The sequence below is a fragment of the Streptomyces sp. NPDC001828 genome, assembly GCF_042892175.1.
In the GTDB taxonomy this organism is placed as follows: Bacteria; Actinomycetota; Actinomycetes; order Streptomycetales; family Streptomycetaceae; genus Streptomyces.
Genome location: NZ_JBIATV010000014.1, coordinates 65,149 through 77,281 on the forward strand (window position 1 = coordinate 65,149; position 12,133 = coordinate 77,281).

Here is a 12,133-nt window from a genome sequence, read left to right on the forward strand (position 1 = left end):
GCGCCCGGCCCCACGTGACCGGCGCGCGACTCCGGGGCCAGCACCAGGACCGCTCCGGGCCCGACCCCGGCCTACTCCAGGACCGCGAACCCGTCCAGCTCGACCAGGGCCGCGCTGTCCCACAGCCGCACCGCGCCGATCACCGCCATCGCCGGATAGTCCCGGCCCGCCAACTCCCGCCAGATCGCGCCGAGTTCGCGGGCCCGCTCCCGGTAGTCGGCGACGTCCGTCGCGTACACGGTGACGCGGGCCAGGTCGCCCGGCGTGCCGCCGGCCGAGGCCAGCGCCGCGAGGAGGTTGGCCAGCGCGGTGCGGAACTGTTCGGGCAGCGTGGCGCCCACCACCTTGCCGTCCCCGTCGAGCGCGGTCTGCCCGGCGAGGAAGACCAGGCGCGAGCCCGTGGCGACGACGGCGTGGCTGAAGCCGGTCGCCGGGGACAGCGCGGCGGGGTTCACTCGGTCAAGGCTCACCGGTACAGCTCCTTCGCGATGATCGTGCGCTGCACTTCGCTCGCGCCCTCGTAGATGCGGGGCGCGCGGACCTCGCGGTAGAGGTGTTCGAGCAGGTGCCCGCGTTGCAGCGCGCGGGCGCCGTGGAGCTGGACGGCCGCGTCCACGACGTACTGCGCGGCCTCGGTGGCGAACAGCTTCGCCATGGCCGAGCCGCGTGCGATGCCGGCGTCCCCCCGGTCGTACGCGGCGGCCGCCGCGTACACCAGGAGCCGGGCGGCCTCGGTGCGGGTCGCCATGTCGGCGACCCGGTGGGCGACGGCCTGAAGGTCTTTGAGGGGGCCGCCGAACGCAGTGCGGTGCGCGGTGTGTTCGAGGGTGGCGTCGAGGGCCGCCTGCGCCATGCCGACGGCGAACGCCCCGACGCTGGGCCGGAACAGGTTGAGCGTGTTCATCGCCACCCGGAAGCCGCCCTCCCGCTCCCCCAGGATGTCGTCCGCGCCCACCGGCACGCCGTCGAAGCCGAGGCTGCCGATGGCGTGCGGGGAGAGCAGGTCGAGCGGGGTGCCGGTCAGGCCGGGACGGTCGGCGGGGACCAGGAAGGCGGTGACGCCGCGCGCGCCCGCGTCCGGCGTGGTGCGGGCGAAGACGGTGTAGAAGTCGGCCTCGGGGGCGTTGGAGATCCAGCACTTCTCCCCGGTCAGGCGCCAACCGCCGTTGTCCGATACGGCGTTGAGGCTCAGCGCCGCCGCGTCCGAGCCCGCGTCCGGCTCGCTCAGCGCGAAGGCGGCGACCGCGCGGCCCGCCGTCACCTCGGGCAGCCAGCGCTCGCGCTGCGCCGGCGTCCCGTACGCGGCGACGGGGTGCGCGCCGAGGCCCTGGAGGGCGAGGGCGGTCTCCGCCTCGGTGCACGCGTACGCCAGCGACTCGCGCATCAGGCACAGATCGAGCGCGCCGGAGCCGAAGAGGCGGGCGAGCAAACCGTGCTCGCCGAGCGCCTCGACGAGTGGCCGGTTCACCCGGCCTGGCTCACCCTTGTCCGCAAGGGGGCGCAGCCGCGCCCCGGCGAGCACCCGCAGTTCCCCGCACCACTCCAGCTGGTCCGGTGCCAGCGCGAATCCGGGCATGGCCACCCCTTTCCGACTCGGGTTCCGACTGTCCCACTCGGCCGCGACTACGAGAGGGACCGCTCTATCGCGAACTGTTGACTGTCGTCAGCCAAACGATACGCTCCAGAGGCGACAAGGGGGCGATCCCGTATGGAGCTGAAGACCTCGGCGCACGCCGACACCTTTCCCCGCGACCACCTGCCGCCCACCGACCAGTGGCCGCGCCTCGTCCTTGGACCGCCGGGGCCGCACTACCCCGATCGGCTCAACTGCGGCGCCGAACTCCTGGACGCCACGATCGAGCGCTTCGGCGAGGACCGCCCCGTCTTCCGCACCGGCGAGGGCGAGGTCTGGACGTACCGGGAACTGCGCGACCGGGTCGACCGGATCGCCCACGTGCTGACCGGGGAGCTCGGCGTGGTGCCCGGCAACCGGGTGCTGCTGCGCGGGCCGACCACACCGTGGCTGGCCGCGTGCTGGCTGGCGGTGATGAAGGCGGGCGCGGTCGCCGTCACCGTACTGGCCCAGCAGCGCGCCCACGAGCTGGGCGTCATGTGCTCCATCGCGCGGATCAGCCACGCCCTGTGCGACGCCCGGGTCCTGGACGACCTGGAGCGGGCCGGGGCGCCGGGTCTCGCCATCACGGCGTACGGGGGCGACGGGCCCGGCGATCTCCTGAACCTGGTCGAGCGGGCGCCCGCCGCGCGCTTCGCGGCGGTGGACACCTCGGCCGACGACGTCGCCCTGATCGCCTTCACCTCGGGCACGACGGGACGGCCCAAGGGCTGTATGCACTTCCACCGCGACGTCCTGGCCATCGCCGACACGTTCGCCGCCCAGGTGCTGGGGTCCACGCCCGACGACCTCTTCGCGGGCAGCCCCCCGCTCGGCTTCACCTTCGGGCTCGGCGGTCTCGTCGTCTTCCCGCTGCGGGCCGGCGCCTCGGCCCTGCTGCTCGAACAGGCGGGCCCGCGCGAGCTGTTGCCCGCACTCGCCGAGCACCGGGTCTCCGTCCTGTTCACCGCGCCGACCGCCTACCGCACGATGCTGGACGAGCTCGACGCCTACGACCTGAGCGCCCTGCGGCGCTGTGTGTCGGCCGGCGAGAACCTCACCGAGGCGACCTGGCGGGCCTGGGAGGAGCGCACCGGGCTGCGCATCATCAACGGGATCGGCGCCACCGAACTGCTGCACATCTTCATCTCGGCGGCCGACGAGGACATCCGGCCCGGCACCACCGGACGGCCCGTACCCGGCTGGCAGGCCCGTGTGGTGGACGCCCAGGGGCAGCCGGTGCCGGACGGCGAGCCGGGACTGCTCGCCGTGCGCGGCCCGGTCGGCTGCCGCTATCTCGCCGACGAACGCCAGCGCGTCTACGTCCGCGACGGCTGGAACATCACCGGTGACACGTATGTGCGCGACGGCGACGGCTGGTTCCGGTACGTGGCACGCGCCGACGACATGATCATTTCGGCCGGGTTCAACATCGCGGGCCCCGAGGTCGAGGACGCCCTGCTGCGCCACCCCCTCGTCACGGAGGCCGCCGTGGTGGGGCGGCCCGACGAGCGGCGCGGCCAAGTGGCCGTCGCCTACTGCGTGTTGAGACCGGACGCGGCGCGGGACGAGGACACCAGAACGCTGCTGCGCGATTTCGTCAAGAGGGAGCTCGTGCCCTACAAGTGCCCGCGCGAGATCGTCTTCCTGGACGCCCTGCCGCGCACGCCCACCGGCAAGCTCCAGCGCTTCCGGCTGCGGGAACTAGAGTGATCGCGTGGCCGAGCAGCACACCCCCCGATCTCTGATCGTGACCCTGTACGGCGCCTACGGGCGCGAGACCTCCGGCTCCCTCGCGGTGGCCGAGCTGATCCGGCTGCTCGCGGCAGTCGGCGTCGACGCGCCCTCCGTGCGCTCGTCGGTCTCCCGGCTGAAACGGCGCGGGCTCCTGGAGGCCCGGCCGACCGAGGCGGGAGCGGCGGGCTACGCCCTGTCGGCCGACGCCCGCCAGCTCCTGGACGACGGCGACCGGCGCATCTACGCCCGCCCCTCGACGGGGGCCGCCGAGGGGTGGGTGCTCGCGGTGTTCTCCGTCCCCGAGTCCGAGCGCAGCAAGCGGCACGTACTGCGCTCGCGCCTGTCCGGGCTCGGCTTCGGCGCCGCCGCGCCGGGCGTCTGGCTCGCCCCGGCCCGGCTGTACGACGAGACCCGGCACACCCTGGAACGGCTCCAACTCGCGCCGTACGTCGAGCTGTTCAGGGGTGAGCACCTCGGCTTCGCGCCCACCGCCGAGGCGGTCGCCCGCTGGTGGGACCTGCCCGCCATCGCCAAGCAGCACGAGGACTTCCTGGACCGCCACGCACCGGTGCTGCGCGCCTGGGAGTCGCCCTCGGCCGCCGGCGCCGGCACCCCGGCCGACGCCGAGGCCGCCTACCGGGACTACCTCCTCGCCCTCGACTCCTGGCGCCGGCTGCCGTACGCCGATCCGGGCCTGCCCGCCGAGCTGCTGCCCCGTGGCTGGCCCGGCGCCCGTTCCGCGGAGGTGTTCGGGAAGCTGCACGGGCTGCTGCGCGAGGCCGGCGCCGCGTTCGTACGGGGCACGCTGCCGGGCCGTGAGTAGCGCTCGCGGCCTCTCGCGGGGGCGTCAGCTCAGGCTGAGGCGCGGCCGCGGGGCGTCCGTGCGGCCCGTCGGCGGGGTGCGGCTGCCCGCTCGGTAGGGCAGCGGCCAGCTCGCGCCGGGGCCCGCATAGCCCTGCTCGGCGGCGGCGTGCAGGGTCCAGTGGGGGTCGTAGAGGTGCGGCCGGGCCAGGGCGCACAGGTCGGTGCGGCCCGCCAGGAGAAGGGAGTTGACGTCGTCCCAGGACGAGATGGCTCCCACCGCGATGACGGGGACGCCCAGCGCGTTGCGGATCCGGTCGGCGTACGGGGTCTGGTAGGAGCGGCCGAACTCGGGTCGCTCCTCGGGGACGACCTGGCCGGTGGAGACGTCGATGGCGTCGGCTCCGTGTGCGGCGAAGGCGCGCGCGACCTCGACGGCGTCCTCGGCGCTGGTGCCGCCCTCGGCCCAGTCGGTGGCGGAGAGGCGGACCGTCATGGGCCGTTCGGCCGGCCAGTTCTCGCGCACCGCGTCGAAGACGTCGAGGGGGAAGCGCAGGCGCGCCGCGAGGGAACCGCCGTACTCGTCCGTCCGCTGGTTGGTGAGAGGGGAGAGGAAGCCGGAGAGCAAGTAGCCGTGGGCGCAGTGCAGTTCGAGGAGGTCGAAGCCGCAGTCGGCGGCCCGGCGGGCGGCCGCCGTGAACTGCTCGCGGATCCTGGTGAGTTCCGCGCGGTCCAGGGCGTGCGGGACCTGACTGACGCCGGGCAGGTACGGGAGCGGGGAGGCGGCGGCGACGGGCCAGTTGCCGGCGTCGAGCGGCTGGTCCATGCCGTCCCACATCAGCTTGGTCGAGCCCTTGCGCCCGGAGTGGCCGAGCTGGACGCCGAAGGCGGTGCCGGGCGCCTGCTCGTGGACGAAGTCCGCGATCCGCCGCCAGGCGGTGGCCTGTTCGGGGGTGTAGAGGCCGGTGCAGCCCGGGGTGATGCGGCCCTCGGGGCTGACGCACACCATCTCGGTCATGACCAGGCCGGCGCCGCCGAGGGCGCGGGCGCCCAGGTGGACGAGGTGGAAGTCGCCGGGGACGCCCTCCACGGCGGAGTACATGTCCATGGGCGAGACCACCACACGGTTGTTCAGTTCGAGGCCGCGCAGCCGCAAGGGGGTGAACATGGGCGGGGTCCCCGGCGGGCAGCCGAACTCGCGCTCCACGGAGTCGGTGAAGCGGGGGTCACGGAGACGGAGGTTGTCGTGGGTGACCCGGCGGCTGCGGGTGAGGAGGTTGAAGGCGAACTGCCGGGCGGGCTGGTCGAGATAGCGCTCAAGCTCCTCGAACCAGCGCAGGCTGGCGGCGGCCGCGCGCTGTGTGGAGGCGACGACGGGCCGGCGCTCGCTCTCGTACGCGCCGAGCGCCGCGGGCAGATCGGGCTGCTCCTCGATGCACGCGGCAAGGGCGAGGGCGTCCTCGACGGCGAGCTTGGTGCCGGACCCGATCGAGAAGTGGGCGGTGTGCGCCGCGTCGCCGAGCAGCACCGTATTGCCGTACGACCAGCGCTCGTTGACGACGGTACGGAAGGCGGTCCACGAGGAGTTGTTGCCGTGCAGGGGCCGCCCGCCGAGGGCGTCGGAAAAGATCTTGGCGCACTGCTCGGCGGAGGCGGCCTCGTCGAGCGTGGCGAATCCGGCGGCCGTCCAGACCTCTTCGCGCATTTCGACGATGACCGTGGAGGAGGAGGCCGAGTAGGGGTAGCCGTGCAGCTGCATCACCCCGTGTTCGGTCTCGGCGATCTCGAAGCGGAAGGCGTCGAAGGCGAAGTCGGCGGCGAGCCAGATGTAGCGGCAGCGGTGGGCGGTGATCACGGGCGCGAAGTGCGCGGCGTGCGCCTCACGGGTGAGGCTGTGCACCCCGTCGGCGGCCACCACCAGGTCGTGGGCGGCGGCGAGTTCGGCGGCGGGCGGCGCCTCGGCGCGAAAGCGCAGATCGACGCCGAGGTCCTGGCAGCGCTCGTGCAGGATCTCCAGGAGCCGGCGCCTGCCGAGAGCGGCGAAGCCGTGGCCGCCGGAGGTGAGCGTGCGGCCGCGGTGCACGATGTCGATGTCGTCCCAGCGGACGAACTCGGCGCGCAGCGCCTGGTGGACGGCGGGGTCCGCGTGCTCGATCCCGCCGAGGGTCTCGTCGGACAGCACGACGCCGAAGCCGAAGGTGTCGTCGGGCGCGTTGCGCTCCCACACGGTGATCTCGCGGGCCGGGTCGAGCCGCTTGAGCAGGGCCGCGGCGTAGAGCCCGCCGGGGCCGCCGCCGATCACCGCGATCTTGAGGGGGGCGCGCCCGGCGCGGCGGGCCGGCATCGCTAGCGCCCCTGCCATTGCGGGGGGCGCTTCTCGGTGAAGGCCGCGTGGAACTCGGCGTAGTCCTCGCCGTTCATCAGCAGGGCCTGGGTCGCCGCGTCCAGCTCCACGGAGGCCGCGAGCGGCATGTCCAGTTCGGCGGTGAGCAGCGCCTTGGTCTGGGCGTGGGCGAGGGCGGGGCCGTCGGCGAGGCGGCGGGCGAGTTCGGCGGCGCGCTCATCCGCGCGGCCCTCGTCCGTCAACTCGCTGAGCAGACCGATCCGTTCGGCCTCCGGGGCGCGTACCGGCTCGCCCAGCATGAGCAGGCGGGTGGCGTGTCCGAGGCCCACGACGCGGGGCAGCAGATAGGCCGCGCCCATGTCGCCGCCCGACAGGCCCACCTTGGTGAAGAGGAACGCGAAGCGTGCCGAGGGGTCGGCGATGCGGAAGTCGGCCGCGAGGGCGAGCACCGCGCCCGCGCCCGCGGCGACGCCGTGCAGCGCCGCGATCACGGGGAAGGGGCACTCGCGGATCGCCCGGACGACCTGGCCGGTCATGCGGTTGAAGTCGAGGAGTTCGGCGGTGTTCATCGCCAGGGTGGCGCCGATGATGTCGTCCACGTCGCCGCCCGAGCAGAAGCCGCGCCCCTCGCCTCCCAGGACCAGGGCGCGCACCGAGCGCTCCCGGGACAGCTCGGCGAGCAGGTCGCGCAGGTCGGCGTAGGCGCCGAAGGTCAGCGCGTTGAGTTTCTCGGGCCGGGCCAGCGTGACGGTCGCGACTCCGTCGGACACCGTCAGGCGCAGATGGCGCCAGTTTTCGGTGGGCGACGCGGAGCTGGGAAAGGGGCTCATCCGGGCGGCCTCCTTCGGCGGGACGGCAGGTGCCGCCACTGCTTTCGCTGCCTGCCCGACGAAGGTATCACTCATGTGTGACTGTCGTCACGAGTACGCGATAAGCGCTCCCCGCCGCCAGGGCCAAGGTCCCGCGTCCCGGTGCCCCAGGGCCCCGGCCACTGCGGCCGGGGTCCTCTACTGGGTCGCGGCCCGGCTTCGTAAGGTTGAAAGCAGGACGACCCCACGCAACCCGACGACCTCTCGCGCCCCGAACGGACACAGTCGCCTTGCCGAAGCCCTCCGGCCCGGACCGGAACGCCGCCCCCTCCGCGTGGCGCATCCCGCTCCCCCACACCACGGCCGCCGTGCCGATCGCCCGCGCCCTGGTGCGTACCGCGCTCGCGGACATCGACGCGCCCGCCGACAGCGACACGGCCGAGCTGCTGACCGCCGAGCTCGTCGCCAACGCCGTCGAGCACACCACGGGTGAGGCGCCGATCGAGCTGGTGGTGGAGCTGCTCGCGTCCGGCTGCCAGGTCGAGGTGCACGACGGCTCGCCGCTGCCGCCGGGCGACCTGACCACCGGCTCGGGCGGACCGCCCGACCCCTGGCAGGAGCACGGCCGCGGCCTGCTCCTCATCCGCACCCTGAGTTCGGCCTGCGGCCACCGCCCCACCGCGCAGGGCAAGGCGGTCTGGTTCACCCTCCCGAGCCGGCCGGGCTGACGAGGCGGGGCGGCGCATGCCGCTGGACGGGCCGGGACGGCGAGGCGGTCCGGCTCACGCTTCCGGACCGGCGGAGCCGGCCAGGCGCGAGCGGCTGCGGCCGTAGCAGGAGTACACCAGCGAGCCGGCCAGCAGGAAGGCGGCGAACTGGAGCCAGGTCGCCCAGCCGGTCCCGTACATCAGGTAGAGGCAGAAGCCGACGCCCAGGATCGGGCTCGCGGGGTAGAGCGGCACCCGGAACGAGCGCTTCAGGTCCGGCTCGCCGCGGCGCAGCGCGATGACCGCGATGTTCACCACGGCCATGACGGCGAGTGTGCCGATGGTGGTCAGGTTGACCACCGCGTCCAGGGAGGCGAAGGCGGCCGGGACCGCGAAGACCAGCGCGACGATCCAGGTGTTGGCGGCCGGCGTCGCGGTCTTCGGCGAGACCCGCTCGAAGACGCGGGGCACCAGGCCGTCGCGGGACATCGACATCAGGATGCGGGTCTGCCCGTACATCACGGCGAGCACCACGGACGCGATCGCGACGACCGCGCCGAAGGCGATGACGCCGCCGCCGACCGTGGAGTCGGTGACCTGGTTGACGATCAGCGAGAGCGCGGCAGGCTTGTCGCCGACCGCGTCCGCGCCGAGCCCGCCGATCGCGGCCACGGCGACCGCACAGTAGAGCAGCGTGACCAGGCCGATGCAGATCATGATCGCTATGGGCACGTTCTTGCGCGGATCCTTCACTTCCTCGCCGGCCGTGGTGATCGCGTCGAAGCCGATGTACGAGAAGAACGCCAGCGAGGCGCCCGCCGTGACCCCGCCCGCGCCATGGGTCGCGAACGGCGAGAGGTGGCCGGCCTGGAACGCCGTGAAGGCGATCGCCAGGAACAGCAGCAGGATCCCGATCTTGAGCACGGCCATCGCGGCGGTGGCCCGCGCGCTCTCCCGCACGCCCCGCACCAGGAGGGTCGCGGCGAGCAGGATGACGACGACGGCCGGCAGGTTGACCACGCCGCCGTCGCCGGGGCCCGCGGAGAGCGCGTCCGGAAGCTGCCAGCCGACGAGGCTGTTCAGGAGCTCGTTGAGGTACTGGCTCCAGCCGACCGCGACCGCGGACACCGACACGCCGTACTCCAGGAGCAGGCACCAGCCGACCAGGAACGCGGTGCGCTCGCCGAGCGTGGCGTACGCGAAGGAGTACGAGGAGCCCGAGACGGGGATCGCGCCGCCCAGCTCGGCGAAGGAGAACGCCGTGAAGACGCAGGTGACCGCGGCGAGCGCGAAGGACAGGACCACCGCGGGCCCCGCCTTGGCGACGCTGTCGGAGAGCCCGACGAAGATGCCGGTGCCCACGATCGCGCCGACGCCGAAGCACACGAGCTGGAAGAGCCCCATCGTGCGGCGCAGGCCATGGCCTTCGAGGTCCGCGCCGGATTCGGCGATCAGCCGGCGCGGCGGTTTGATCCGCAGCTGGGGGGCGGGGCGGGAGGCGAGGTGGGGGCGCCGCATGGGGTGGTTCTCATTCCTGGTGGTACGCCACGGCCGGCAGGGGCCGCGCACAAAAGAAAGCGGGGTCCGAGCGTGCGAGCTCGGACCCCACCAAGAAGCGACATAGTAGCCACCCCGCCGCATGTGCACCCAATCGGGCGCATTCCTATCCGGCGGCTACGCGCCGGCGCCGGATGAACCGTCGCCGAGGGTGGCGACCATCACCGCCTTGATGGTGTGCATCCGGTTCTCGGCCTCGTCGAAGACGACCGAGTGCGCCGACTCGAAGACCTCGTCGCTCACTTCGAGTTCCGTCAGGCCGTACCGCTCGTGGATGTCCCGGCCGACCTGGGTGCCCAGGTCGTGGAAGGCGGGCAGGCAGTGCAGGAACTTGACGCCGGGATTGCCGGTGGCCCGCAGCACGTCCATCGTCACCGCGTACGGGGCGAGGGCCTTGATGCGCTCGGCCCAGATCTCCTGGGGCTCGCCCATCGAGACCCACACGTCGGTGGCGACGAAGTCCGCGCCGGCCACGCCCTCCTCGACGGACTCGGTGAGGGTGACGCGGGCGCCGCTGACCGCCGCCGCCTCGCGCGCCTGCGCCACGACCTCCTCGGCCGGCCAGTACGCCCGGGGCGCCACGATCCGGATGTCCATGCCGAGCAGGGCGCCGGTGACCAGGTAGGAGTTGCCCATGTTGAAGCGGGCGTCCCCCAGATAGGCGAAGGCCACCTCGCCCAGCGGCTTGTCGGTGTGCTCGGTGACGGTCAGGACGTCGGCGAGCATCTGGGTGGGGTGCCACTCGTCGGTCAGCCCGTTGTAGACCGGCACCCCGGCGTGCGCGGCGAGGGTCTCGACGGTCTCCTGGGCGTCGCCCCGGAACTCGATCGCGTCGAACATCCGGCCCAGGACCCGGGCCGTGTCGCGCGCGGACTCCTTCTTGCCGATGTGCGAACCGGCCGGGTCGATGTACGTCGTCGACGCGCCCTGGTCGGCGGCGGCCACCTCGAAGGAGCAGCGGGTGCGGGTCGACGACTTCTCGAAGATCAGCGCGACATTGCGCCCGCGCAGCCGCTGGACCTCGGCGCCCGCCTTCTTGGCGGCCTTGAGTTCGGCGGCGAGCGAGACCAGCCCGAGGAACTCCTCGGCCGTGAGATCCAGCTCCTTGAGGAAGTGGCGGCCTGCGAGGTCTATCGCCATGGTGGCTGCTCCTGGGGACGGATAGGGGCGGACGGGAGGACGGCGTCCCGCGAGCGACGGCGTCCGGTCCTCAATAATAGTGGAAGTCTATACGTAAGAGCGCATCACTATACGGCATCGCGTTCCACCGGACAGCTCATGCAGCGCGGGCCTCCCCTCCCCCGGCCCAGCTCGCTGCCCCGGATCTCGATCACCTCGATGCCCTCCTTGCGCAGATGCGTATTGGTCGTGACATTGCGCTCGTACGCGACGACCACGCCCGGCTCCACCGCGAGCACATTGCAGCCGTCGTCCCACTGCTCCCGCTGCGCGGAGTGCACGTCCTGGGTGGCGGTCAGCACCCGGATCCGGTCGAGGCCGAGGGCCGCCGCGATCGCACGGTGCATGTGCTCCGGCGGATGGTCGGTGACCTTGAGCTCCTGCTCGCCCGCGCCCGGCTCGATCGTGTACGAGCGCAGCATGCCCAGGCCCGCGTACTGAGTGAAGGTTTCGCCGTCCACCATCGTCATCACCGTGTCGAGGTGCATGAAGGCCCGCCGCTTCGGCATGTCGAGCGCCACGATGGTCCTCGCCGAGCCCGCCGCGAACAGGCCGCGGGCCAGCATCTCCACGGCCTGCGGGGTGGTCCGCTCGCTCATCCCGATCAGCACGGCACCGTTGCCGATCACCAGGACGTCCCCGCCCTCGATGGTCGAGGGATAGTCGCTCTGCCCGCGCGACCAGATGTTGAACGGGCCCGCCCCGGGCCCCTTGAACAGCGGGTGGTGGCGGTAGATCGCCTCGAAGTGCACGGTCTCGCGCTGCCGGGCGGGCCAGCGCATCGCGTTGATCGAGACGCCGTCGTAGATCCAGGCGGAGGTGTCACGCGTGAAGAGGTGGTTCGGCAGCGGGCCGAGCAGGAAGTCGTCCAGGTCCATCGCGTGGAAGCGCACCGAGGTCGGCTCCGGATGGCTCTCCAGGAACTCCCGCTTGGTCATCCCGCCGACCAGCGCCTCCGTCAGCTCGGCGGCGGGCAGTTCCTCGAAGGCGGCCCGCAGATGGTCCGTCGCGAGCGGACCGTACTCCTTCTCGTCGAAGACCCGGTCGAGCACCAGGGCCCGGGCCGCCGGGATCTCCAGCGACTCGCGCAGCAGATCACCGAAGAGATGCACCTCCACCCCGCGGTCGCGGAGCACGTCCGCGAATCCGTCGTGCTCCTGTCTGGCCCGGCGCACCCACAGCACGTCGTCGAAGAGCAGCGCGTCCTTGTTGCCGGGCGTGAGCCGCTTCAGCTCCAGATCTGGCCGGTGGAGTATGACGCGGCGCAGCCGCCCGGTCTCGGAATCGACATGGAATCCCATGCCCCCATCCTGTCCCGCGGCAGCCCCGCTCACCCGGCGAACACGGCCGCCGCACGGCGCGGCGGGCCGCCGAAACGGCCCGCCGC

Annotated in this window: 10 protein-coding genes; 3 read left to right on the plus strand and 7 right to left on the minus strand. The window is 72.9% G+C overall.

Annotation, left to right across the window (positions count from 1 at the left end):
- Positions 1-71: 71 nt before the first annotated feature.
- Together ACFYZA_RS31880 and ACFYZA_RS31885 are read right to left on the minus strand one after the other, a co-directional pair.
- Positions 72-470 carry a RidA family protein gene (locus ACFYZA_RS31880; RefSeq protein ID WP_382590317.1) on the minus strand — a complete coding sequence of 133 codons (399 nt, stop codon included), beginning with the start codon at positions 468-470 and terminating at the stop codon, positions 72-74.
- A complete protein-coding gene (locus ACFYZA_RS31885) occupies positions 467-1,576 on the minus strand; it encodes an acyl-CoA dehydrogenase family protein (RefSeq protein ID WP_388494223.1) in 1,110 nt (369 codons plus the stop codon). Before ACFYZA_RS31885 ends, ACFYZA_RS31880 begins: the two co-directional genes overlap by 4 nt.
- A 132-nt stretch (positions 1,577-1,708) precedes the next feature.
- Between ACFYZA_RS31885 and ACFYZA_RS31890 the strand changes: the two genes are divergently transcribed.
- Both ACFYZA_RS31890 and ACFYZA_RS31895 read left to right on the plus strand, forming a co-directional pair.
- Positions 1,709-3,325 (plus strand): AMP-binding protein, encoded by a 1,617-nt coding sequence (locus ACFYZA_RS31890; RefSeq protein WP_388494224.1) that lies wholly within the window; start codon positions 1,709-1,711, stop codon positions 3,323-3,325.
- A 4-nt stretch (positions 3,326-3,329) separates the two neighbouring features.
- Entirely contained in the window at positions 3,330-4,172 is an 843-nt protein-coding gene (locus ACFYZA_RS31895; protein ID WP_388494225.1) for a PaaX family transcriptional regulator C-terminal domain-containing protein, read from the plus strand.
- A gap of 24 nt (positions 4,173-4,196) precedes the next feature.
- On the opposite strand, the gene ACFYZA_RS31900 is transcribed toward ACFYZA_RS31895, so the two are convergent.
- Positions 4,197-6,512 (minus strand): bifunctional salicylyl-CoA 5-hydroxylase/oxidoreductase, encoded by a 2,316-nt coding sequence (locus ACFYZA_RS31900; RefSeq protein ID WP_388494226.1) that lies wholly within the window; start codon positions 6,510-6,512, stop codon positions 4,197-4,199.
- Positions 6,497-7,324 carry an enoyl-CoA hydratase family protein gene (locus ACFYZA_RS31905; protein ID WP_388494227.1) on the minus strand — a complete coding sequence of 276 codons (828 nt, stop codon included), beginning with the start codon at positions 7,322-7,324 and terminating at the stop codon, positions 6,497-6,499. The genes ACFYZA_RS31900 and ACFYZA_RS31905 overlap by 16 nt, the downstream gene beginning before the upstream one ends.
- Positions 7,325-7,593: 269 nt before the next feature.
- Between ACFYZA_RS31905 and ACFYZA_RS31910 the strand changes: the two genes are divergently transcribed.
- Positions 7,594-8,031 (plus strand): ATP-binding protein, encoded by a 438-nt coding sequence (locus ACFYZA_RS31910; RefSeq protein WP_382590298.1) that lies wholly within the window; start codon positions 7,594-7,596, stop codon positions 8,029-8,031.
- Positions 8,032-8,085: 54 nt separating this feature from the next.
- Here the strand turns inward: ACFYZA_RS31910 and ACFYZA_RS31915 are convergent, their stop codons facing one another.
- From ACFYZA_RS31915 to ACFYZA_RS31925, 3 genes are all read right to left on the minus strand, one after another.
- Positions 8,086-9,528 (minus strand): amino acid permease, encoded by a 1,443-nt coding sequence (locus ACFYZA_RS31915; protein ID WP_388494228.1) that lies wholly within the window; start codon positions 9,526-9,528, stop codon positions 8,086-8,088.
- A 156-nt stretch (positions 9,529-9,684) separates the two neighbouring features.
- On the minus strand, positions 9,685-10,707 hold the full coding sequence (gene argF / locus ACFYZA_RS31920; RefSeq protein ID WP_382590292.1) for an ornithine carbamoyltransferase: 1,023 nt from the start codon (positions 10,705-10,707) through the stop codon (positions 9,685-9,687).
- 107 nt (positions 10,708-10,814) lie between these two features.
- Positions 10,815-12,047 carry an arginine deiminase gene (locus ACFYZA_RS31925; protein WP_382590289.1) on the minus strand — a complete coding sequence of 411 codons (1,233 nt, stop codon included), beginning with the start codon at positions 12,045-12,047 and terminating at the stop codon, positions 10,815-10,817.
- Between the last annotated feature and the right edge of the window lie 86 nt (positions 12,048-12,133).